The sequence below is a fragment of the Lactobacillus colini genome (assembly GCF_017874575.1).
Taxonomy (GTDB): Bacteria; Bacillota; Bacilli; order Lactobacillales; family Lactobacillaceae; genus Lactobacillus; species Lactobacillus colini.
Genome location: NZ_JAGGLU010000001.1, coordinates 160,283 through 181,490, shown reverse-complemented (window position 1 = coordinate 181,490; position 21,208 = coordinate 160,283). Strand labels below are relative to the sequence as shown.

The following is a 21,208-nucleotide window of genomic DNA, read 5'->3' as shown; positions in this document are numbered from 1 at the left end:
GTAATTATATCATGATGTAACATTAAAAAGGAATAGATGTTTGCATTTTGAAAGAAAAAAGAACCGACCTAAGTCGATTCTTTTTTACTAATTTAATACTAACAAAATTAGTCTAAGTCAACGTTGTCTGGGAAGAATGCTAAGCGTTCACCCTTACCAAGTTCTTCTTCAATTTCAAGTAAGCGATTGTACTTTTCAACACGTTCTGAACGAGCTGGTGCACCGGTCTTCAATTGACCACCGTTAACAGCAACTGCGAAGTCAGCGATGAAAGTATCACCAGTTTCACCAGAACGGTGAGAAATCATAGTGTTATAACCATTCTTACGTGAAAGACGAATAGTTTCAAGAGTTTCAGTTACAGTACCAATTTGGTTCAACTTAATTAATGAAGCGTTACCTGCACCTTCGTGAATAGCCTTGTTCAAAAGCTTAGGGTTAGTACAAATGAAGTCATCAAGAACGATTTGAATACGGTCTTTGTGGCTTTCAGTGAACTTAACCATACCTTCTACGTCGTTTTCGTCGTATGGGTCTTCCATAGAAATTAATTCTGGGAATTCGTCAAGTAACTTGTCGTAGTAGTCTGCTAATTCTTCATCAGTAAGAACTTTACCTTCCAAATGGTACTTGCCATCTTCTTTGTTGTAGAAGTAAGAAGCAGCACAGTCACATGCAATAGCAATATCTTCACCTGGCTTGTAACCAGCTTTAATAATTGATTCATGTAAAGCCTTTAAAGCTTCTTCTGAGTTCTTCATGTTAGGAGCGAAACCACCTTCATCACCTAAGCCAGTTTCGTAACCCATGTCTTCAAGAACTTTCTTCAAAGTGTGGTATACGTTAACGATCTTTTCAAAACCGTCACGGAATGAAGTCTTAGCAACTGGAGTAATCATGAATTCTTGAATGTCAATACCGTTGTCAGCGTGTTCACCACCGTTAATAACATTGTGGAAAGTTTGTGGCATTTCAAGATCAGTACCACCAAGGTATCTGTATAATGGTTGGTGGTTGTCTTTAGCAGCTGCAGCAGCAGTAGCCATAGATACACCCAAGATAGCGTTAGCACCAAGACGACCCTTGTTTGGAGTACCATCCAAAGCAATCATAGTTGCGTCAATGTTTGCTTGGTCATGTGGATCTAAGCCCTTTAAAGCATCATTAATTTCAGTGTTAACATTGTTAACAGCCTTCATGACACCTTTACCACCAAGGCGTTCGCCACCATCACGTAATTCAACAGCTTCGTTTTCACCAGTTGAAGCACCTGAAGGAACTTCAGCCTTACCTACAACACCATTTGAAAGAGTAACGAAAACTTCAACAGTTGGGTTACCACGTGAGTCAAAGATTTCAAGTGCATGTACGTTTTCAATAACTGATTTGAGCATTAGTAAAAAAATCCTCCTTAGAAATTGTGACAAAAAATACGTACTAATTAATTACTTAACTAGATAGTCTCTCTTATCACCTTTGGGCAACCTGCCCTTTTTGACTACAGACTTATTTTAATGCAACTTTGTGAGTATGTAAACTTTTAATCAAAATTTTTCTAGTAAAAATAAAAAGTCTAGTGCTTAGACTAGACTTAAAAATTGTTGAGCGATTGTAAAACATAATATTCCAAGCGTTGTCGCCCCTAAAATATCTGACGGATAATGTGCCCTCATATTTAAGCGAGATACTACTACCAATAGCCAAGCAGCAAGCAAAAATATAAACAGCCCTAATCCTAGCTGTCTGCCAAAAATCTTCCAAATAATTAAGCTCATAACTGTGATACTTAATACATGACCGCTAGGAAAGCTATACCCTTCTCTTTTTTGATTAGGATTAATTGGCCGTCGCCGTTTTATGGATTTCTTCAAAATAATCCCTACTGCATCTGAAAAAGCTAAGGTAGCGATTACCCAAATTGCCAAATAATAATGTTTAGTAGTAAACAAAAGGAAAGCCAATACTAAGTCCCAAACTACAATTAACTTTGGCTCATTTAAAAAAGTTATTATTTTCCATAAACATGACTCATTTTTTCTTATCAATTTATGATGTAACCAATGATCATAAAAATTAAATAAGCGCGAATTTCTAATATTAAAAATTAATACCGCTAAAACTATTGCAGCTATTATCGTATCTACAAAGCACCTAAAATCCACAATATTACCTCAACACCCAATATTAATTCCAAATAATAGTTTATCAGGATTTTTATAAAATGGGATAAACTTTAGCAAATTGTAAATAAATATTATTAGCTTTACATAAATTAAATTATTTTTTTGATTGACTATGAAAGCTATCAATTACTTTCTTCATAATTGGCGTAACAGCTTTTTCTTTGCTCCAAATAAGTTCTAAATGGGTTATCCAACTTGAATGATCAATAATGCTAAAATCTTGTTTAGAATATGCACATGCAATCGACTTAGGAACTAACGCTACACCCATACCTTTATCTGACCATAAAATTGCAGTTCTTGCATCATCACACTTAACAGCATAAAATGGCGTAACTCCCTGATGACTAAAACTTTCATTAAAGATAGCCTCAAAGCGACGATATAGAATCAAAGGCAGATTTTTTAAGTCTTTAATTTGTAAAGTACCTTGACCTAAGTTATAAAAATTCGGATTGAAAACGGCTACCATTGGATCAGTATTTAATTCAATATTCTCTAATCCTTTCATGTTAAAGGGTGTGCGAACTATTCCCATATCAATAAAGTCTTTCTTCATGTCTTCAATTACGCCGAATGTGTTATTCTCATAAATTTCAAAATTTAGGTCAGGGTAAAATTGGGTTAACTTAGGAAACTGATTAGTTGGTACTATATCACCACTGGAAGAAATAAGACCCAATCTAATTGTTCCTACTTCACCTGCTTCTTCTTTACCTAACTCATCTTTTGCCTTTTGGCTTAAATTAACAATTTCTTCAGCATATTTTTGAAACTTCTTACCAGCGTCTGTTAATTCTATCCCATATGCAGTTCTATTAAATAAAGTAGAATTCAGTTCTTTTTCGAGTTGCTTAAGTTGATAAGATAATGGCGGTTGTGCAATATATAAGCGATGAGCTGCCGCTGTAATTTGCCTCTCCTGTGCCACAACTAAAAAATACTTCAATTGCTTAATATTCATATTTTCACCTTAGTAAATATTAATTTTTTATATATCAGATATTTTAAAATAATATTTTCTAAATATCAATATCTGCGCTAAACTTAGCTAAGTAAGGAATCAGTACGGGAGGATCTTATTATGGAAGAAAAAAGCTTACAAGGTTTGACACAAGCTCAAGCCGAAAAAAGATTACAAAAAGATGGTCTTAATGAAGTTCCAGAACCTAAATTCAACTTTTTCAAAGAATTTATGTCTAAACTCTGGAATCTTTCTGCCTGGATTCTAGAAGCCGCCCTGCTTCTTGAGTGCTTCTTAGGTAAGTGGATACAATCAATTTTTGTACTATTAATGTTACTATTTGCAGCTTTTAATGGTGCTACACAAAAGAAAAAATCTCGTCGTGTACTCAATACTATTTCTCACAAATTGACGCCAACTGTTGCAGTTATGAGAGATAATAAGTGGCTAAAACTCGATTCTAAATTTTTAGCTGTTGGAGATTTAATAAGCCTTAAGCGTGGGGATGTCTTAGCTGCCGATATTAAAATTGCCCAAGGAAAAATTAGTGTTGATGAAAGCTCAATCACTGGTGAATCAAAAGCCATTTCTAAAACAAACGATCAAATAGCTTATGCTGGTACAACTGTTATGAGTGGTGATGCACTTGCCTATGTTATTGCCACCGGTAGCAACTCTCGTTCAGGTAAGACGATTAACTTAATTAACCAATCAGCCGCACCTGGTCACTTGCAACAACTTTTAACAAAGATTATTTACTACCTATGTTTACTAGATGGCATCCTAACTTTAATCTTAGTTATTGCTGCACTAATCCGCGGTCAAGACGTAATTCAAATGCTACCATTTCTAGCAATGATGTTTATTGCATCAATTCCAGTAGCTATGCCATCCACCTTTGCCCTTTCTAATTCATTTGAAGCAACTAGATTGAGTAAGGAGGGAATTTTAACTTCTGATTTAACCGGTATTCAAGACGCAGCTAACCTAAACTTACTATTACTTGATAAGACAGGTACTATCACAGAAAACAAGACAGCTGTCTCTACATGGAAGAACCTTAGCGATTTATCTAATAGCAACGTTTTAGCATTAATCGGATCAGCTACAGATAAAAGAAGTCCTAGTATCATTGATACAGCAATTGACGATTACTTAAAAGAGAATAATATCTCAGCTTCAACTCCAGATAATTTTATTCCATTTACATCTGATACAGGTTACTCAACAGCTGACGTTGACAATTACAATATTAAATTAGGCTCATTCAAGCAATTATCTTTAATTGATAAGAATGCCGAAAAAAACCTAGACGATGTAGATTTTGAAGCTGGTAGGTCAGTTGCTGCATTAATTAATAACAAGCTGGCTGGGGTTTTCATTTTACAAGATAAGGTACGCTCTGATTCTAAGTCTGCCTTAGCTGAACTTAGAAAACGTGGCATTAAACCTGTTATGCTAACCGGTGATAATCAAAAAACAGCTGCTGCTGTAGCTAAACAAGTTGATTTAAAAGGCAAAGTTATCTCTATCCATGAATTTGATGATGAAACTGATATTAATGAATTAGCGGGTATTGCTGACGTTTTACCAGAAGATAAATTAAGAATGGTTAAAACATTCCAAAAAGCTGGCTATATTGTTGGTATGACTGGTGACGGTGTTAATGATGCCCCTGCACTTAAGCAAGCGGAAGTTGGTATTGCCGTCGCAAATGCAGCTGACGTTGCTAAACGTAGTGGTAAGATGGTTCTTTTAGAAGATGGATTAAGTCCAATTGTTAAAATTCTAGACGCTGGTCACCGCGTTTATCAAAGAATGACTACTTGGTCATTAACTAAGCTTTCTCGTACAGCTGAATTAACAATGTTATTGACGTTTGGATACCTATGTTTCAATTATATCCCTATGGCACTTAATGCTATGGTTATCTATACTATCATGAATAATATGGTTACAATGATGATTGGTACAGATAGAACCCACATTACTTATAAGCCAGAAAGTTGGAACATGGCCAAACTTGCAAAAATCGCATTTTCACTGGCTGCAGGCTGGACCATAATTGGTTTCGCTTTTGTTTGGTACTTAGTTTCTCACAATTACGCCCAAGGAACTGTTTCAACTATGGTTTATGTTTACTTAGTACTGAGCGCAATGTTAATTGTCCTAATTACTCGTACTAGAAAGTTCTTCTGGCAATCTCATCCATCCAAGTTAGTCGGAAGTGTGCAAATTATTGATGTTCTATTAACATTTATTTTAGCCATTTGCGGTCTAGCAATGGCCAAGATAAGTTTGATAAACTTAGGATTAACCATTATTGTTGCAGTTATTGCCGCTATAATTATTGATTTAATTTACCAACCAATTATGAAGAACAGATAATTATATTTATACGATAAATACCTCTATAGTATCAAAAGGAAGCTATAGAGGTATTTTTTATACATCTCAAGATACTTAATTCAAAAAAATATCTGATTACTTAAATTTTTCTCTACAGATGTATTATTAGTTGTCTTATTCGGTATAAAGTATGATATAATTATTAACGATGTGGAGAGTTGGCAGAGTGGTAATGCACCGGACTCGAAATCCGGCGAACCGGCTTATACCGGCGCGCAGGTTCAAATCCTGTACTCTCCTTATATACTTGTTTATAATGCTTGATATATCAGTATTTAAAAAGCTATGTGTGCACCATTTGTGCACCAAGCATCAAAAAAGCCACTCCAGAGGAAAAATCTTCCGGAATAGCTTTTTTGCATTTTTGAATAACTTGAGTCTATAAAAAAGCCCTATATGATAATGTTATTAGCTAAACATCATCATATAGGTCAAATAGCTTCAGCTCTACTGTAAGCTATTTTTTAATAAATAATTTTTACGCATAAAAATAACCCCTCCAGAGAAATAAATCTCCAGAGGGGTTATTTTTTTACTTAAACTTACCTAGTGCTTTACCATACTTGTCTTTACCCACGATATAGCCATATTTACCGCCTGAGCGTGGTTGTCTTAACCATAATCTTAACGGCCCTTGTAAGGTTGCATCATACTTAATGACACTACCTTTTGGCAATTTAGCAATTGCTGGTGAGTCAATGTGTGGGCTCTCATGAATTTTCAGTGACTCACCTAAGATAAAAGTACCCGACTCTTTAACCCAAGTACTCTTAACTTTACTTGGATTAAACAACTTAATCGCATTATCAGTCAAGCTAATAGATCCATCGACATTAAAGCCTAACAAGTTATCCGTATACTGCCACAAGTCAACCTTATCAGCAGATGGGAAGTAAGCGAAGTTAGGATTCTTATCTGCTTTTACACCATTGCCTAAAGGATATGCAGCTAACCAGAAGAAATCTGCATACTTCATAATTTCTTTCATGTTAAACTGCGGAAGCATGTACTTATAAGTGTAAAAGCCTGTGTGATACCCAGCTTCACGTAATGTCTTTAAGAAGGCGATATGACTGTCAGTAGTCATCCCTTGAATCTCGGCATCGTCAATTAATAAAGTCCCAGGCTGAATATTAGCAATAGCCTTAGCTTGTTTGATGAAGTATTCAGCTTCAGCTTTAGCACCTGCTACAGTGGTAAAACGTGAAAAATGATAAAAAGCGAAGCCCTTAATGCCACCTGCAGCAGAACAATTAATTATCTGACGTGCAGCAGTATTGACATAATTAGTACCTTCACTAATTTTAACGATTCCGTAATCTGCACTAATCATTTTATAGTCGGCTATAGTTAGCCCAGCTTGATAGCTTGCCATGTCGATGACAATCTTTCTACTTGTCATTCTTTTCACTCTCTTTCGTCTTATCTTCTGATAGTTTCATAGCAAGCACAGCCTTTTCAATTGCCCCACTAATTGCCGCATCACTAGGTATTGGCAAGTGAGCATCCCCAAGGGCTGATTTAACTTTAGTAGTGACAGCTTGCTTTTTAGCCTTGCCAGTTTCGCCACTGTCCTTTAAATCATAGACAAAATTAGTTGCTAGCTTACCCAAGATGTCCATTGTATAAGCCAATGCATCACCTTTCTCACGTTTTGCATCTATTTCTGTTTGATGTTTTTTATACCAAAAAACTCCGTATGAAACAGAAATAGCGACTATAACAGCCGCTAAATCAATTAAAATGTTATTCATTTTTATTCCTTTCTATCTTTAATCGTGCTATTTGATCTTTCAATCTTCGATTTTCATCTTTTAGCCTATCTATTTCATCTTCTGCACTAATCCACCGACTGTAAAAGTCACTAGTATCACGCTTTAAGAGCTTATCTCTGCGCTTATCCTTATACTTAACGCGCTCTTGATATGCACCAATCAAAATTGATACTAGACTTGTAAAAACACTAGATGTAAGGATTAAAATCCAATCTTTTTCAATTTTGATCGACCTTCTTTCATCTTTTCATCACGCTGTTCTAGCTTAACCTTTATATGTGTATCTTTTCTAATTGCGATAAAGGTCAAAAAGAGAAATCCCGAAAACAACAATGATGTTACTAGCATATGTGAGTCGGCAAGTGCAATTGCATGAGATAATTCTAGCCCTGTTTCAAAGCCAAAGAACCCACATAGAGATATAAGCCAAACTTGATTAGCTTGGATTGGAAAGCTAGATTGTGCAGCTACATAGGTAACCCCTACACCCGAAAACAAGCCCCAAGCTCCAACAAAATCAGAATTAAAAAAGTGAGCTGCATACGGTGGCCAAAAATAATAATTATCATTAAAGATTAAGATTAATCCCAAGCAGATAGCTATATAGCCCAGCAATAAGTGCAGAGGATGGTTACTTAGCTTCTGCAGTAATCTCATATGACTCACCCGTAATCTCTTCGTATTCAGAAGGTAAAAAGACAGAAACGGGACTATCCTTGACCAGATCACGCAAGTCATCCTTAGTCATCCAGCCTAACTGATAATTCAGCTTATATACTGGTGCCATAGATAGTCTTACATACTTAAATTTACTCATTTGTTGCTGCCTCCTTTGAGTCTGAAACGTAGCTAGTTAACTGATTTAGTTGGGACATTACAGTGGTGATTTGTTGAGATAAAACACCAAATTGCCGCGGAATAGCATTGACCATTTCAGCGGTGGTTGCATTTTGTCCCTCAATTGTTTTTTGTTTTTCAACAATTGCGCCAGCCTGTTTTTTTAGACCATCGATCGCATCCTGAAGGCTAGTAAGCTTCTGAGCCTGGCTAGCTTCTGACTGATCAACCCACTCGCCTTTGCTCCAGTCGTACTTTGGATGACTAAAACTTGGATCTGGTGCTTCAAAAACAAAAGGCCAGTTGGTTTCTGTACCAGCTAGTCCCGTAGATAAATTAGCTACTTCGCAGTCGACTGTACGACCGCCAAAAACACCTGAAATATATACTTTAACATCTTTTGACATAATAACTTCCTTTCTAAAAAAATTGCTCTCATCGAGAAAACAAATTAAAAAATCTTTTTCCATGAGCTCCATTTATCAGTGCCATACTGTGATGCTGCATAGCAGATATTAGCACTTGGATAAAATACCAAGCATACACCCCAAATAGGGCCTTGATTATTTATATCTGCCCTCAAATGTAAAACAATCGTGTTTTCTGCATCGATTGGCTTATTCTTAACACTATGGTAAGTGCCATGGTATACAACTATTCCACTTTTTTTCACATTAAATAGGTCATCATTTGGATTACCTTTTGATACGGTTAGGGCATTTGAAGCATTTAAAAAAGCTGCTAAAGCAGCCTCTGTTACTATCTTTTCTCCATTTACAAAAATACTAATTATACTGCCACCTCCATTTCTGGAAGATAAGCAGCGCATACGGTAGGGCTAGTTACCCCCCCCAATGCGGGATTTTAGCTCTTCAACAGTCTTCTTTAAACTTTCAAGTTCTGAAGCACTGGCAAAATCATTAACATTTGGACACCAATCAGTATCCCTCGATCCCTCTTCAAGCTTCATACCAGCAATATACAAAACTCCATCTTCTACAGATTTTTCAACTCTAGGATGGATATATCCAGATGTTTTAACAGTGAAAGTTTGACTAATCCTTTTCCAATCAGTAGCCATTATTCTAAGACTTCCATTAGGCGTCGTTGTTGCAGATGGAGTATATCCATTTTCATTATTACCATTCATAGAATAGTAAAAACTCACCCAAGAACTTGCAGTTGATTTTATGTAAGCCGAAAATGTATACGCTTTGCCTGCTTCAACATAGATATACGAGCCTAATCCACCCCACGACTGCATTTGTTTTAGAACTTTAAAGCCATGGTAAGTGCCATCAAATTCGTGACTCCATATTTTTGAAGCTTGTAACCATTCGCCACTATAATCCTTAGTGCCCACTAATAGATTGGGATTAGGTAAATTGTTCAATATATTGATCCCATTAATGTATATCGACATTTAAGCCACCGCCTTTCTTAAAGCAAAGTGGCTTAAAGCCTTGATATAGAGGGACTTAATTACCCCCCCGATGTGGTTCCACGGTACCCAAGCCATTGGATAACCGGTTTTACATCTGAATTGAATATCACTCCGAGTACTTAAAATCAATTGGTAGTAATTCGAAAAGACGACTACTAAATACCAATTTTTAGTAGTATATGGTGAGTTTTTAATTACTAACCCACTACAATACCAAATTCCAGGCGAAAGATTATTTAAATCAGAATCTTTGTTAAGATTTTTAACCCCTGAAAATGCTTTAGATGTTAAATTTTCAGTGGTTGGTACTTCCTCACCGTTAACAAATAAACTCATAAATTATTCCTTTCTAGACTAATCAGGATAGTAAGTTATCCCATGATTATTAATTGACCACTGTTTAGCTTCCGCATCTGAGCTAAAGCCCTCAAGCTTGATCTTGTCATTAAAACTTTGAAGTTGTGTTTGTAGATCTTGAATCTGATTGTTAGCACTAGTTACATTTTTATTCAGATTAGCTACTTCATCTTTAGTAGCAAGTTTAGTAAAGTCAACAGAACTTAGAGATTGTTTAAGTTGATCTAGCTTCTTGTTAGCCTCTGGAAGATCAGTACCCAATATTCGTTGAATACCATCTCTTATATTCTGAAAATCTGTTACTATACCGTCCTTAAACGCGTCTATACTGAATTGCAAATCTTTCAGCTTTTTAGCCCAGTCAGCATCTATCTCAGCAAGTTTAGCAGCTTTATCGGTATTTGCTTGAGCTAGCCAGTTATCTCGGGCTTTGTGATAATCAGAGCCCCAAGCTTTAAGCACGATTTCCCAAGATGTCAGTCTATCAGTTTGTGCCTTAGAAAATTCACTTGCCCGCTGTTCCTGTGAAGCTTGAAATTCCGTTGCTGCTTTTGTGATTTCGTCATTCCACTTAGTGGCTAAATTATTGTACTGAGTCTGATAATCAGAATAAAGTTTATCCAATTTAGTCTGACGCTGGCCGATATTAGTATCAATTTCAGCTTTCTTACCATTGATCCAGTCCGATACTTGCTTAGACAGGTTCTCTAAGCGAGTATTTAGCATCCGCTTATAGTCTTCAGTTAACGAATCCATATTGTTTACATCAACACGAGCATGCTCAAGATAGTCTTGAAATTTTTTCTCAATTTCTTCTAGGGTAGATATATATGGCAATGATCGTTCTGCATCAGAAAACTTAGCTTCGACTGCATATGAAAATTTAGTAGTTGAAGCGTTAATATTATTTCTCTCATCTTGAACATAGAAAAAGCAATTAACCGTGCCAACAGCTTGCGTTAATTCGTTTGGAAGTTTGAAATACCAAATATCATCTTTTTTCTCAAATCTATCTGGTTCATGTGTCACTTGGATAATTTGACCATCTGGCTTTGTTGCTGAGAAACACAAATTATCGGCTGACACGGTATAATCAACCCAGGCTTTGGTTAAGCGAAACGGCTGAATATATCCTTTATCGCCCTGATACATTAGCTTAGGTGGAGCAACCCAGGTCTGCATTTTTTGCACATCTAAGATAAGAACCGGATTATTTGGATTTTCTACCATTTAGAACCCCCCTCTCTATTTCTTAGCTTTATCTTGCATTTTCTTTAATTGGTCTTTTAAATCAGTATTTTCATTAGACAACTTAACGACACTTTCTGTTAATGCAGCATTTTCTTTCAATACCATTCTTAATATTCTCATAGAGTGGTCTGCAAAAATGTCGTACTGTGATTCTTCTTTCATGGCTATCCTTTCCAAATAATTAATCTGTGGCCCTTATTGCCAGTTTCGGTTACATAGTCAGCGACCCAATCCTGTACCCATTGCTTTATAGTATCTCTTAAATAATAATCCCAATTACCAGTATGGAGAGCAGTATTATTATTAATGTCGATATAACTAGGGTGAATAGAGGTAGTCCCATTATCTCCAGTAACAGCAACCTGACCAGAAGAAACCATTGAAGTATAGTTTTGTGAAGTCACAAAAATCGCTTCACCACCATTTTGCGGATATAGACCACCATAGCTATCTGCACCGATGTGAATTGCCATAGTACCGCCGTCGCCAGTATAGAACTCAAGTGGTCCATAAATTTGACCACCGACGATTGTCCCACCTGAAATATTCGAGCCATAGATATTAGTTGCAGTGAGAGAACCACCTGTGATAGCTGTTCCTGAAATAGATGAACCTTCAATTGTTCCGGCTGAAATGGCTGCAGAATTAAGAACCAACGAATTGACAACGGCACCATCGATAACCGACCCGGCAACATGGCCATCAGCAGTAAAAGCCGTGGTGATATTACCCCATCTATCACGGTAAACCAGACCATTACCATTCATTTGAAAGCTGGAGCCATTGTTATTCTGGATAATGAGTTGGTTTATTTCAGTCGGATTATTAGGAGAACGAATCAATTTGATTGTTCCCGTAGTATCAGAACTCATAACCTGATTAATCTTATTAATATCACTATTAATAATTTTGACTTGATTAGACCACTTTTGATCTACTTCACCTTGTGCCTTTTCAAAGTCTTCTTTAATTCCATTAACAATTTTATTAAAATGCTCTTCACCAACTTTGGTTCGCATTTCTTGAGTAAAATCTTGATTGATTTTGTTTAACTGCTCATTAAAATGCTTCTTCAAATCTTCAGAAGTCAGACCAATTTGAGATTTATAGTCTTGACTTAAATCAGATCTCAACTTATCAATTGCAGCTTTTCTCTTTGCCTCTTCTTCTTTTTGAAGTTCAGCAAGTGCTTGTTCACGCGTTAATCCCTCTTTTTCAAGGGCAGCAATTCGTTCTTCGCGCTCTTTATCTATATTTTGCTGTAAAACTTTTCCTTGTTTTTCTATGCTCTGAATCTGAGCAAGATAAGTATCATAGTCTTTTTGCTGTTCAACTTTAATATTAGAGATTTGCTGATTCTTATCTAATTCTTCAGTTCTAATTTGAGTAATCAAAGTTTGCTTAGGATCACCCAAGTGAAGTTCCTTATACTTATCACGTAAAGAGTCCCAATTTATTTCTGTTACTTCTTCCACAAGATTTAAGTTTAAGTTTTCCTCAGTAATATGAACTGAATCACCAATTTTTATATTTCTTTGCTTTAAGTTTTTGTATTCAATCGTATCAGCTAAATTAACAAACTTTATATCTAAAGATATTTTATTTTTCCCAATTTGATTGTTAGAAATATATTTTTTAGCTTCAGACCTAATCTGATCTTCAGTGATTGGTGTATTGTTATCAGTTTTAAACTTGCTTGTTAAATCAACAGCTTTCAGCTTAGCATAGGGATAACTAGCTGCATATTTACCCATCAACTTTTTCTCTGGTAGCATTTTAGCTACAGTTATTCCATTATCTTGTTTTTGTGTGATATATGGAACAATTCCGGAATAAGCTTCCTGATTATTAGTTTGACGAGTCAAATCGGTTAAATTACTACCATATCTAATAGAATATCCATTATCTTGGCCGCGATGTTTATGTAGTCGGATAGTCCACCCATCCCACTCATATTCACCACCAAATTGATCTAAAAAAGATCCCTCAGTACCTTGTAAAATTTCTTTAACACTTGTAGGTTTGTCAACTACTATCAAATTTGTAGAAGGTATATCTGACTCGAAATTAAACGGGATTGGGGTCAAAGCATTTTCTTTTAACTTTTCCCAGCATTGCTTAGGTGTTCCAATTGCTTGAAATGGTGCTACTATCATGAATTTTAGACGGTAGCTAATATGTTCAGCGTAAATTGTAACTTGACCATTTATAGGTTCTGAAATTTCATAAATGCTAAAGGGTTGAACATTACTTTCACCATCTATGGTAGCAACAATTATTCGATTAATTTTTAAATCATTAAAAAAAGTACCCGTTATTGGATACTTCATTTCTAATTCATATTCACCATTGATTTTTTCTTTTACCTGAGATTCAGTAGTTTCATATAATCTACCAATGCCATTCGAATTAAAGTCAGTAGCATTTTCTCCAAATAAAGTCGGAATGCTCATAGTGTGAACCACCTCGGTTGAACCCTAATTCTACTTATATTATCAGTGCATTGTGTCTTAGCAGTATTGAAATTAACTTTTAATGATTTATTAAATGAAAACTTTACACAATCATTTTGCAAGTTTCCATTCTCATCAAAACAATTTAAAGTTTCTGTATCAATTACTAAAACTTTATTATGCAGATTAGCAACTTCGATTTTTTCATCATCGATTTTAAAATAGCCCCACTGGTTATTAGTTAAAACTTTTATGATTGGCGATGATGGGAACGTAGTAGGGCTAGAAAAAATAGGCAAGTTTCTTACTTGGTTAACCGCACCGCTAGAAGTCTTATTTAAAAAATCATACCAAGTTTCGCCGATTCTTAAAAAGTGCTGTGGCTTACAATTAAAAGTCAAAGTGAAACTTGCTTGAATTGCATTTAAAGACATAGAAATATCATCCAAACCAGAATCATAAAATCCTAATCTAAATTTATCTCCATTTATTGTATCCTCTATGCGAACATAACCAGAGGTATTGAAAAGTAATTGCTTCAAGTACTCAATTACTTGCTTAGCATTTTTAGGAACATAACAGTTATAGCTAACTTTAATGTTATCCCACGCTTCTTCGCCTGTTACTAAATCACCATTGCGACCCGGAATACTAATAGTTTCAAACCGATTCTTGGGTGCGTTGAAAACTTGAGTTTGTGAAATATACATCCCAATAGTACCTAAATCTATACCATCAATTTTTAACTTTTGCACTAAATCACCGCCTTCTTACGCCTGTAAATTCTGCTCATCTTATCCATTACCCTATTGGCTATTTCTTCTTCGTCTTGGTCTTTTGATGCATAAACATTAATTGTTGTTGGAGCTTCTATTGAAGTAGAATCACCATTCTTGAAGTTACTTGAATCAGGATTATATCTAGAAATATTGGCATTAACATTAGTTGAAATTTGACCGGTTACGCTGCCTATCAAGGATTGAACTTCTTTAAATTGATCTTGTAATCCTTGACCAAATCCTTGCATAATTGCATGACCTGCTGGAATTAAAAGCTTTCGGTCATATTGAATAGGACCTTTATGTTGCTTAATCCAATTACCAATTCCACCAACGAACTTCTTACCTGCTTCCCAAGCCGATTGCAAGCCTTTAACAAAACCATCAATTATAGCTTTACCAGCTGAGAATAAGTTTACATTGCCAACGCTTTTCAAAATACCCTTGATACGGTCAATGATATTACTTACAGTTGATTTAGCAGTTTCAATTGGCCGAGTAATAGCCGTTTTTATTGCATTCCATATATTGGAGGCTGATGATCTAATATTATTCCAAGTATTAACAGTTGTAGACTTTACAGTATTCCAGATGTTAGAAATAGTTGATTTAATACCATCAAATACTGACTTAGCCAATGATTTTATTCCATTCCAGATACCTGAAACAGTTGACTTTATTCCATTCCAAATACTTGAAGTAACAGATTTGATACTGTTCCAAATATTAGTAATAACCGACTTAATACTATTGAAAATGGAACTCGCTAAGGACTTAAGTCCATTCCATAAATTAGAAACAACACCCTTAATGCCGTTCCAAATTGAAGAAGTTACAGACTTAATGCCATTCCAAACCGTAGTAATAACTGATTTAATGGCATTAAAAATGGTTTGAGCAACAGTTTTAATACCATTCCAAATAGTTTGGGCAACACCTTTGATTGCATTCCAAGCTGCAGACCAATCGCCTTTCATAATTGCTGTAACAGCTCTAATTATGCCAGCAACAACATTAATTGCAGTTGAAACTATAGTTGAAATTACCGTCCAGATAGTTTGAACAACAGTAGAAATTATAGTCCAAGCCGTTTGCCAGATTGTTTGAATAGTTGTCATAACCGCTTGGAATATTGGGCTTAGTGTCTGCCAAATTGTCGAAATAGTCGTGATTATCGGCTGCATAATCATAACCAAGGTATTCCATATAGTAGTTGCAACTGTAACTATCGTATTCCAAAGAGTACTAAAAAATGGTCCTAATGCATTCCATAAATTTTGAATAGCCATAATAATTGGTTGCATACCAGTAATAAAGCTATTCCATACATTAGAGGCAACCGTGACAATAGTGTTCCATAAATTACTAAAGAAGGTTGATATTCCTTGCCAAGCTGTTTGAATTATTTGAATTGGCCCCTGAAAAGCTTGAGTTATTGAATTCCAAATATTGGTAGCAATATTAACCAAATTATTCCAAGCATTACCAAGAAAATCAGTAAATTGTTGCCACAACTGCCTACCAGTTTTAGTCTGTGTAAAGAAGTAAATCAAACCTGCTACTACACCTGCTATTGCTGCAGCAAGAAGAATATACGGATTAGCCATCATTACAGTGTTAAGTGCAACCATAGAATTTTTAACCATATTTACTATGGAGATCACACTCTTAAATGCCATAAAAGCCCCGATGAATCCAGCCGCTCCTGCTGCTATCGGTTGAAACTGAGCAGGCAACTTACCGATCGCTTGCATAATAGCATCCCCAATACCCTGCAGTGTTTGCAAGATCATTGGAGACAAGTTACTTAAAAATGTACCTGCCGATGAAATCAAATCATCTAAAGCCTGTTTTACTGGAATAGGACTTTCACCTGTTAAGGCACCTAAAAAATTCTGCCATGAACCTTTCAACATATTGAAAGATCCTTCCAAGGTTTGACTAGCTTCTTTGGCGGTTGTACCCGTTATACCTAAGGATTTTTGCACTGCATGGATTGCTTTGACTGTATCAGCAAAATCACCGACAGTGTAGTGTTCACCAGTCAGCTTTTCAGCATCAGCCATTAAGCGCTCCATTTCGGATTTTGTACCACCATAACCCAGTTTAAGGTTATCTAACATCGCATAATTACCGCGGGCTAAGGATTGATAAGTCTGGTTAATAGTATCAAGATTCGTACCCATTTTGTTGGCATTATCTGACATATCAACCATGGCTACGTTTGCTAGGTTAGCAGCATCTTTAGTATTACCACCTAAAGAACTTATCAAACTGGCACTAAAACTAGTTACATTTTCCATGTAATCATTAGCACTCATACCTGCCGTTTTGAAAGCGTTAGTTGCGTTAGCTTTAACAATACCAGCGGAATTTTTAAATAAAGTTTCAACCCCACCTAGTGACTGCTGGAGTTTACCGCCTTGGGTAACTGCAGACCCAATAAATTTACCTATTGCTGCGGCACCTATCACGGCTTTCATTTTGCCAATAATTGAACTACCTAAACTTTCACCGCCAGAATTACCAGCTGCTGGAATTTCTTTGCCTAAAATTGCTTCAACTTGACCTTTAATCCCTTTAGCACTAGGAACAATTTGAACATACGCCTTACCTATATCAGCCATCTACTCACCGCCTTCTATTTCTCTTAAAATTGCTGCACGAGCTTGTTCGAATTCTTGCCCACTCTTATAAGTTCGATTGTCATTTTTAGTAGAAATAAATGCCTTGGCAATTGACTTAGGCCGATTAATTCCATGTTGCGCATCTTTAGTTTTTGACCAAACTAACAATTGGAGAGAATCAACAGCCATGGCTAATAGATAAGTATCAGTTGAAACTTTTTCGCCACTAATTTTCTGCTTTATTCGGCTATTTTCTGGTAAACCATAAGCATAAATTGATAATTTTCTTAATCCTAATTCTTCAATGTTATATAAGTGATAGGTTTCAGCAAAATCACATTCTAATGCATCCCTATCAAGATTTAACATTGCATAAAGAATTAGGACTTTTTTAAATTTGGGTTAGTCATAATATCTTGGATTTCAGACATAACTTTTGAAGAAGGAATTCTACTAGACATCTTATCTTTACAGTGGTCATATAAAGCTCGTTTTTGTTTTTCACCTAGAAGCTTTACTAAAATTTTGGGCAAGGCTGAAATACTTCCATCTTCTAAGTCAGCAAGTAAATCAATCAATTCCATATCATCAATAACATCTCGCTCTACATGATAACGAAATCCTGTCTTTGTCACGCCCTCAAAATATTGCTTTCGATTCTTTGCCATTTAATTAACTCTCTTTCTCAACACTGTTAGTTACTGATTTCATATAAGTGTAATTAGTAACACCTTTATCATCTGGATTTGCAGTAATAGTAATGTCATAACCTGCACTTTCGCTAGTTGCAAAAACTAAATCGTCCATATCAGTAATAGAAGCACTTGGAATAACAATCCTTACTAGCGTTCCATTTTTTGCAATAGTATCCACAATCCAAGAAAATGTTTCAGGCTCAGTGTTAGTATCTTTAACTACCATACCTGTATCTAAGTCGCCAGTAACATTATCTGGACCAAATACAGCTTGATTAACTGCCTTGTTTAATAACTCAATTAACTTGAATTCAAAGGTAATAGTTTTACCATTGAAAACGTTATTAACTACGGCACCACCCCAAGCCTTCTCTGTATCACTATCAAAATCCGAAGCTTTTGTCATACCATCTTCAGATATATATCCTAGCTTAGTAAATTTAGCATCTAATGCAGTGGTAGCATCAGTTGGTAAAGTTGTGCCAACTGGTGCATAACTTACTGCTCCTGCTAAATCTGGTTTAAAAGTAGAAACTAAATTTACATCTGACATTGCGTTTCCTCCTAAAATTCGTAAATTTCATATACCGCTTGGTAGCGATATTCTTTTGTACTAGTATCCGTAAAATCATATGGTCCAGCATTTAAGACAACATTAGCAACTCTATTAGACATCCAAGCTAACATTACATTCATTACCTGATAAGCTAACTCAGCGGCTTTTTGCTTGCTTGATCCATAAGTTTGAATAGCAAATATATGCAAAAACTGGTGATCCTTAAGTTGACCACCAGTTTTTTCTAATATTACATCAATATTTTTTTGTCTTTCTAACCCGCATTTGAAGTTGTGGCTAGATAAGTAATGAACTAAATCAATTTCAATCATTAATTACCACCACCTAAAGCTTTTAAAAGCGTATTATGCTTTAAATTTTTGTAGTGGGCTTGTACTGAATCGGGCATGATGGTGTTAATTGCACGCGTACCTTTTACAGAGGTAACTGCCTTATAATCACTACCTGCACGACTAGCGACATCATTCCCCATCTTAGTAAGCATATTTTGCATCGCCGAACCTTTAAGAAGTTCACGTACACCAGATCTATTTAGAGTAAATTTAATATCACTCATACAATTCCACCTTTACTTGCTTATTCCATCTCAAAGGAACATTAGCTTCAGTTTGTTCTAAAACTGGACCATAAGTCTGGAACCGATGTCCTCGAATTAAAACCTCACTATCTTCCCACTTATTCTTATCCCCTTTAGGGATGCCGAGAATAAAAGTTAGATGTTTACCTGTAAGATTTAAGTCTGAAACTTGTTCCTCAAATGTAGGGGATCCAACAACTACATCATCGACTTTAATTTTTTCTTCTTGATAAACCGGAGCATTAAAATCGTCTACACCAGTTTGAATTTTAGTAATCAAAATCACTGTTTCAGTTGCTATCATGTGAATCCTCCCAAGGTGAAACCATACCTAGTTTAGTGGCTGTGCCAAGCAGCTTTTTATCAAGCTTAGTTAAGTACATCTCACCATAGGAACCACTGCCTACTGTCCAAGATTGAGAATAGCCTAAAGCTGACATTGTCCCTTGAGTAGCACCAATTGGTAAGCCAGTAGACTGTCCATCACCTAACTGACGTCTAACAAGGCGGCAAGATACAACTTTTTTAGCATCATCAGTGGCTTTTTTGCTATATGCATCAACTACTACAGCTGCCTCTTTAAGTAACGCCTCTGCCTGTACTTTTTCCACTTCAGTAAGTTCTCTAAAACTTGCTGCTACATCGTCAACTGTCGCATAAGACATTATTTTTCCTCTTTATTATTTTTAGGAACCTTTTCCTCTTTATTTTTAGGAATCTTTTTCTTTGGTTTCTCCGGTTCCGTATAACCACGCTCTAAATACTCTGCTTTCTTATCCTCAGGAACAAAAGCAACAGTACCAAAATCAGTAATCAACTTAATCATTTAAAATACCCCCTTATGCATTGGTAATAGCTAAAGTATTAAATACTGAAGTATCTGCACGGAATCCTAATTCAATTTCAGCTTTAACCGCAAACATACCTTGTTGGAATAAATTAATAGTAGTTTCACCATCAACTAATGTAGCTTGGTCAGATAGAGTTACATTTACACCTTCAACTGTCCCGTACACTGCTTTAGTCCAATCACCAACTACTCCAACTATACTCTCAGAGTCACCTTTTGAATAAGCTCCACGTGATTGAATTACTTGAGAACCCAAAATCATTGGAATCGCACCATCAGAAACATTATTAATAAATAATGGTCGCTTATTATTATCGGTTGCGGTTAAAAGAATAGAACGTGCTTTAGGTGACAAGACATATCCATTTACTACACCATCATGAGCTGAAACATCTGCATCTGCTGCTACTAAAGTATTGTAAGCATCTTCCTTAGTTAAAACTTGTTTAACTGCATTAGAAAAGTTATCAAACTTATCGCCAGGCTTAGTAACTGATCCCATAACAGTTTCATCAAACTTCTTAGATAAAGCACCTGGTAAACGATTTACAATTGCACTATATAATCCTGCAGCATCTCGTCTAAACTTATTTGAGAACGGAACAATTACAGATAGAATATATGGTCTTAATTGCTTAGTCTCAAGCTTACCAGTTGATACTGAACGCTGATCTGTTTCGCTACCTACCCATGAAGCTTCTGGATCACTCATAATTACTGGAACATCTACACCAGTTCCAGGAAGATTCACCTTTCTTGCTAATTGCATAATTGCAGAAGATTCTTGTGTTTTTTGAATAATTTCACTCGCAAACTCTGCTGGTAATTCAATTGACTTGTCAGTTGCATAATCTAAATTTGCCATATCTTTCTCCTATTTTAAATTACTATTCAACCAGTCTAAAAATTCATTTTCTTTAGATACTGGTCTAGATTTACTACTACTTGAATTTTTAACCCGTGGATATGAACTACCTTGATTTTTATTAAAATCTAAAATCGTTTTTGCACTTTGGGTTAATTCATCCACATTCTTACCCGATAAAGTTTTAACTACTGATAGTGGTAATCCTGTTTCAGCAGCAACTTTATCTTGTGCTTCACGCAAGGTGTTAGCTTTATTAAAGTTATCAATTTGAGATTGAAGTTTTTGGTTAGTTTCAGTTAATTTTTCTAATTCTGATTTATTAGCCTCTTCAATTTCATCAAATTTTCCAGCTTTAGTTTTTAAATCATCATAGTCACTATACTTTGCGCGTTCACGTGCTACACGCTCTTTAACTACTTGATCTAATTCTTCTTGCGTAAAGGTCTTTACCTGATCCACAGTTTTGTTGTCGTCCATGACAAAATTCCTCCTAAATGAGTGTAAAAATACCGCGTTTTTCACTAAGGTGGCACGCGTTGCCAAAATAAAAAGCGATCAACTT

The 21,208-nt window shown here is 35.8% G+C and carries 28 protein-coding genes and 1 tRNA gene; 2 read left to right on the top strand and 27 right to left on the bottom strand.

Features of this window, described 5'->3' with window-relative positions; all coding sequences use genetic code 11:
- Window positions 1-107 precede the first annotated feature (107 nt).
- The 3 genes from eno to J2Z60_RS00960 all read right to left on the bottom strand — a co-directional run bounded on the left by eno (window position 108) and on the right by J2Z60_RS00960 (window position 3,147).
- Entirely contained in the window at window positions 108-1,394 is a 1,287-nt protein-coding gene (gene eno / locus J2Z60_RS00970) for a phosphopyruvate hydratase (protein ID WP_209685477.1), read from the bottom strand.
- 186 nt (window positions 1,395-1,580) lie between these two features.
- Window positions 1,581-2,162 carry a phosphatase PAP2 family protein gene (locus tag J2Z60_RS00965; protein WP_342590237.1) on the bottom strand — a complete coding sequence of 194 codons (582 nt, stop codon included), beginning with the start codon at window positions 2,160-2,162 and terminating at the stop codon, window positions 1,581-1,583.
- A 115-nt stretch (window positions 2,163-2,277) separates the two neighbouring features.
- A complete protein-coding gene (locus J2Z60_RS00960) occupies window positions 2,278-3,147 on the bottom strand; it encodes a LysR family transcriptional regulator (protein ID WP_209685474.1) in 870 nt (289 codons plus the stop codon).
- Between the two features lie 120 nt (window positions 3,148-3,267).
- Between J2Z60_RS00960 and J2Z60_RS00955 the strand changes: the two genes are divergently transcribed.
- Together J2Z60_RS00955 and J2Z60_RS00950 are read left to right on the top strand one after the other, a co-directional pair.
- Window positions 3,268-5,535: an HAD-IC family P-type ATPase gene (locus J2Z60_RS00955; RefSeq protein WP_209685472.1), complete on the top strand. Its 2,268-nt coding sequence runs from the start codon at window positions 3,268-3,270 to the stop codon at window positions 5,533-5,535.
- Window positions 5,536-5,708: 173 nt separating this feature from the next.
- Window positions 5,709-5,796 (top strand) — tRNA-Ser (locus tag J2Z60_RS00950).
- A 292-nt stretch (window positions 5,797-6,088) separates the two neighbouring features.
- Here J2Z60_RS00950 and J2Z60_RS00945 read toward each other — a convergent pair.
- From J2Z60_RS00945 to J2Z60_RS00830, 24 genes are read right to left on the bottom strand one after another with little or no spacing between them, the layout of a single operon-like run.
- A complete protein-coding gene (locus tag J2Z60_RS00945) occupies window positions 6,089-6,958 on the bottom strand; it encodes a GH25 family lysozyme (RefSeq protein ID WP_209685470.1) in 870 nt (289 codons plus the stop codon).
- Window positions 6,948-7,310: a phage holin gene (locus tag J2Z60_RS00940; RefSeq protein ID WP_209685468.1), complete on the bottom strand. Its 363-nt coding sequence runs from the start codon at window positions 7,308-7,310 to the stop codon at window positions 6,948-6,950. The genes J2Z60_RS00945 and J2Z60_RS00940 overlap by 11 nt, the downstream gene beginning before the upstream one ends.
- Window positions 7,303-7,494, bottom strand: coding sequence for a hypothetical protein (locus J2Z60_RS00935; protein WP_209685466.1), 192 nt, complete (start codon window positions 7,492-7,494; stop codon window positions 7,303-7,305). The genes J2Z60_RS00940 and J2Z60_RS00935 overlap by 8 nt, the downstream gene beginning before the upstream one ends.
- A 38-nt stretch (window positions 7,495-7,532) precedes the next feature.
- Window positions 7,533-7,988: a hypothetical protein gene (locus J2Z60_RS00930; RefSeq protein WP_209685463.1), complete on the bottom strand. Its 456-nt coding sequence runs from the start codon at window positions 7,986-7,988 to the stop codon at window positions 7,533-7,535.
- A complete protein-coding gene (locus J2Z60_RS00925; protein WP_209685461.1) occupies window positions 7,963-8,148 on the bottom strand; it encodes an XkdX family protein in 186 nt (61 codons plus the stop codon). The genes J2Z60_RS00930 and J2Z60_RS00925 overlap by 26 nt, the downstream gene beginning before the upstream one ends.
- A complete protein-coding gene (locus J2Z60_RS00920) occupies window positions 8,141-8,638 on the bottom strand; it encodes a hypothetical protein (RefSeq protein WP_209685459.1) in 498 nt (165 codons plus the stop codon). The genes J2Z60_RS00925 and J2Z60_RS00920 overlap by 8 nt, the downstream gene beginning before the upstream one ends.
- Window positions 8,620-8,997 (bottom strand): hypothetical protein, encoded by a 378-nt coding sequence (locus J2Z60_RS00915; RefSeq protein WP_209685456.1) that lies wholly within the window; start codon window positions 8,995-8,997, stop codon window positions 8,620-8,622. Before J2Z60_RS00915 ends, J2Z60_RS00920 begins: the two co-directional genes overlap by 19 nt.
- A gap of 9 nt (window positions 8,998-9,006) precedes the next feature.
- On the bottom strand, window positions 9,007-9,591 hold the full coding sequence (locus J2Z60_RS00910) for a phage head spike fiber domain-containing protein (protein WP_209685454.1): 585 nt from the start codon (window positions 9,589-9,591) through the stop codon (window positions 9,007-9,009).
- Window positions 9,592-9,948, bottom strand: a complete 357-nt coding sequence (locus tag J2Z60_RS00905) for a hypothetical protein (RefSeq protein WP_209685451.1) — start codon at window positions 9,946-9,948, stop codon at window positions 9,592-9,594.
- An 18-nt stretch (window positions 9,949-9,966) separates the two neighbouring features.
- Window positions 9,967-11,199: a BppU family phage baseplate upper protein gene (locus tag J2Z60_RS00900; RefSeq protein ID WP_209685449.1), complete on the bottom strand. Its 1,233-nt coding sequence runs from the start codon at window positions 11,197-11,199 to the stop codon at window positions 9,967-9,969.
- Window positions 11,200-11,214: 15 nt separating this feature from the next.
- The gene (locus J2Z60_RS00895; protein WP_209685446.1) at window positions 11,215-11,382 is read right to left on the bottom strand and encodes a hypothetical protein; all 168 of its coding nucleotides are present in this window, start codon (window positions 11,380-11,382) and stop codon (window positions 11,215-11,217) included.
- Between the two features lie 2 nt (window positions 11,383-11,384).
- The gene (locus J2Z60_RS00890; protein ID WP_209685444.1) at window positions 11,385-13,673 is read right to left on the bottom strand and encodes a phage tail spike protein; all 2,289 of its coding nucleotides are present in this window, start codon (window positions 13,671-13,673) and stop codon (window positions 11,385-11,387) included.
- Window positions 13,670-14,428, bottom strand: a complete 759-nt coding sequence (locus J2Z60_RS00885) for a hypothetical protein (RefSeq protein WP_209685442.1) — start codon at window positions 14,426-14,428, stop codon at window positions 13,670-13,672. Before J2Z60_RS00885 ends, J2Z60_RS00890 begins: the two co-directional genes overlap by 4 nt.
- The gene (locus J2Z60_RS00880; RefSeq protein WP_209685440.1) at window positions 14,428-17,079 is read right to left on the bottom strand and encodes a phage tail protein; all 2,652 of its coding nucleotides are present in this window, start codon (window positions 17,077-17,079) and stop codon (window positions 14,428-14,430) included. Before J2Z60_RS00880 ends, J2Z60_RS00885 begins: the two co-directional genes overlap by 1 nt.
- On the bottom strand, window positions 17,080-17,448 hold the full coding sequence (locus J2Z60_RS00875) for a DUF5361 domain-containing protein (RefSeq protein ID WP_209685437.1): 369 nt from the start codon (window positions 17,446-17,448) through the stop codon (window positions 17,080-17,082).
- A gap of 11 nt (window positions 17,449-17,459) precedes the next feature.
- Window positions 17,460-17,747, bottom strand: a complete 288-nt coding sequence (locus J2Z60_RS00870) for a hypothetical protein (protein ID WP_209685435.1) — start codon at window positions 17,745-17,747, stop codon at window positions 17,460-17,462.
- Between the two features lie 4 nt (window positions 17,748-17,751).
- The gene (locus tag J2Z60_RS00865; protein WP_209685432.1) at window positions 17,752-18,327 is read right to left on the bottom strand and encodes a phage tail tube protein; all 576 of its coding nucleotides are present in this window, start codon (window positions 18,325-18,327) and stop codon (window positions 17,752-17,754) included.
- Window positions 18,328-18,338: 11 nt separating this feature from the next.
- Entirely contained in the window at window positions 18,339-18,662 is a 324-nt protein-coding gene (locus J2Z60_RS00860; RefSeq protein WP_245328666.1) for a hypothetical protein, read from the bottom strand.
- Window positions 18,662-18,907: a hypothetical protein gene (locus J2Z60_RS00855; protein ID WP_209685429.1), complete on the bottom strand. Its 246-nt coding sequence runs from the start codon at window positions 18,905-18,907 to the stop codon at window positions 18,662-18,664. Before J2Z60_RS00855 ends, J2Z60_RS00860 begins: the two co-directional genes overlap by 1 nt.
- Complete coding sequence (locus J2Z60_RS00850) at window positions 18,900-19,232, bottom strand: hypothetical protein (RefSeq protein ID WP_209685427.1); 333 nt, start codon at window positions 19,230-19,232, stop codon at window positions 18,900-18,902. Before J2Z60_RS00850 ends, J2Z60_RS00855 begins: the two co-directional genes overlap by 8 nt.
- A complete protein-coding gene (locus J2Z60_RS00845; RefSeq protein ID WP_209685425.1) occupies window positions 19,219-19,593 on the bottom strand; it encodes a hypothetical protein in 375 nt (124 codons plus the stop codon). Before J2Z60_RS00845 ends, J2Z60_RS00850 begins: the two co-directional genes overlap by 14 nt.
- Window positions 19,593-19,754, bottom strand: coding sequence for a hypothetical protein (locus J2Z60_RS00840; protein ID WP_209685423.1), 162 nt, complete (start codon window positions 19,752-19,754; stop codon window positions 19,593-19,595). The genes J2Z60_RS00845 and J2Z60_RS00840 overlap by 1 nt, the downstream gene beginning before the upstream one ends.
- 13 nt (window positions 19,755-19,767) lie before the next feature.
- Window positions 19,768-20,643, bottom strand: coding sequence for a phage major capsid protein (locus tag J2Z60_RS00835; RefSeq protein ID WP_209685421.1), 876 nt, complete (start codon window positions 20,641-20,643; stop codon window positions 19,768-19,770).
- Between the two features lie 9 nt (window positions 20,644-20,652).
- On the bottom strand, window positions 20,653-21,123 hold the full coding sequence (locus J2Z60_RS00830) for a capsid assembly scaffolding protein Gp46 family protein (RefSeq protein ID WP_209685418.1): 471 nt from the start codon (window positions 21,121-21,123) through the stop codon (window positions 20,653-20,655).
- Window positions 21,124-21,208: the final 85 nt, after the last annotated feature.

Bases quoted from the DNA above. Each gene is read 5' to 3' on its own strand.
- eno (WP_209685477.1), bottom strand. From the start codon at position 1,394: ATGCTCAAATCAGTTATTGAAAACGTACATGCACTTGAAATCTTTGAC.
- J2Z60_RS00960 (WP_209685474.1), bottom strand. From the start codon at position 3,147: ATGAATATTAAGCAATTGAAGTATTTTTTAGTTGTGGCACAGGAGAGG.
- J2Z60_RS00955 (WP_209685472.1), top strand. From the start codon at position 3,268: ATGGAAGAAAAAAGCTTACAAGGTTTGACACAAGCTCAAGCCGAAAAA.
- J2Z60_RS00945 (WP_209685470.1), bottom strand. From the start codon at position 6,958: ATGACAAGTAGAAAGATTGTCATCGACATGGCAAGCTATCAAGCTGGG.
- J2Z60_RS00940 (WP_209685468.1), bottom strand. From the start codon at position 7,310: ATGAATAACATTTTAATTGATTTAGCGGCTGTTATAGTCGCTATTTCT.
- J2Z60_RS00930 (WP_209685463.1), bottom strand. From the start codon at position 7,988: ATGAGATTACTGCAGAAGCTAAGTAACCATCCTCTGCACTTATTGCTG.
- J2Z60_RS00925 (WP_209685461.1), bottom strand. From the start codon at position 8,148: ATGAGTAAATTTAAGTATGTAAGACTATCTATGGCACCAGTATATAAG.
- J2Z60_RS00920 (WP_209685459.1), bottom strand. From the start codon at position 8,638: ATGGAAAAAGATTTTTTAATTTGTTTTCTCGATGAGAGCAATTTTTTT.
- J2Z60_RS00915 (WP_209685456.1), bottom strand. From the start codon at position 8,997: ATGCGCTGCTTATCTTCCAGAAATGGAGGTGGCAGTATAATTAGTATT.
- J2Z60_RS00910 (WP_209685454.1), bottom strand. From the start codon at position 9,591: ATGTCGATATACATTAATGGGATCAATATATTGAACAATTTACCTAAT.
- J2Z60_RS00905 (WP_209685451.1), bottom strand. From the start codon at position 9,948: ATGAGTTTATTTGTTAACGGTGAGGAAGTACCAACCACTGAAAATTTA.
- J2Z60_RS00900 (WP_209685449.1), bottom strand. From the start codon at position 11,199: ATGGTAGAAAATCCAAATAATCCGGTTCTTATCTTAGATGTGCAAAAA.
- J2Z60_RS00895 (WP_209685446.1), bottom strand. From the start codon at position 11,382: ATGAAAGAAGAATCACAGTACGACATTTTTGCAGACCACTCTATGAGA.
- J2Z60_RS00890 (WP_209685444.1), bottom strand. From the start codon at position 13,673: ATGAGCATTCCGACTTTATTTGGAGAAAATGCTACTGACTTTAATTCG.
- J2Z60_RS00880 (WP_209685440.1), bottom strand. From the start codon at position 17,079: ATGGCTGATATAGGTAAGGCGTATGTTCAAATTGTTCCTAGTGCTAAA.
- J2Z60_RS00875 (WP_209685437.1), bottom strand. From the start codon at position 17,448: ATGTTAAATCTTGATAGGGATGCATTAGAATGTGATTTTGCTGAAACC.
- J2Z60_RS00870 (WP_209685435.1), bottom strand. From the start codon at position 17,747: ATGGCAAAGAATCGAAAGCAATATTTTGAGGGCGTGACAAAGACAGGA.
- J2Z60_RS00865 (WP_209685432.1), bottom strand. From the start codon at position 18,327: ATGTCAGATGTAAATTTAGTTTCTACTTTTAAACCAGATTTAGCAGGA.
- J2Z60_RS00860 (WP_245328666.1), bottom strand. From the start codon at position 18,662: ATGATTGAAATTGATTTAGTTCATTACTTATCTAGCCACAACTTCAAA.
- J2Z60_RS00855 (WP_209685429.1), bottom strand. From the start codon at position 18,907: ATGAGTGATATTAAATTTACTCTAAATAGATCTGGTGTACGTGAACTT.
- J2Z60_RS00850 (WP_209685427.1), bottom strand. From the start codon at position 19,232: ATGATAGCAACTGAAACAGTGATTTTGATTACTAAAATTCAAACTGGT.
- J2Z60_RS00845 (WP_209685425.1), bottom strand. From the start codon at position 19,593: ATGTCTTATGCGACAGTTGACGATGTAGCAGCAAGTTTTAGAGAACTT.
- J2Z60_RS00840 (WP_209685423.1), bottom strand. From the start codon at position 19,754: ATGATTAAGTTGATTACTGATTTTGGTACTGTTGCTTTTGTTCCTGAG.
- J2Z60_RS00835 (WP_209685421.1), bottom strand. From the start codon at position 20,643: ATGGCAAATTTAGATTATGCAACTGACAAGTCAATTGAATTACCAGCA.
- J2Z60_RS00830 (WP_209685418.1), bottom strand. From the start codon at position 21,123: ATGGACGACAACAAAACTGTGGATCAGGTAAAGACCTTTACGCAAGAA.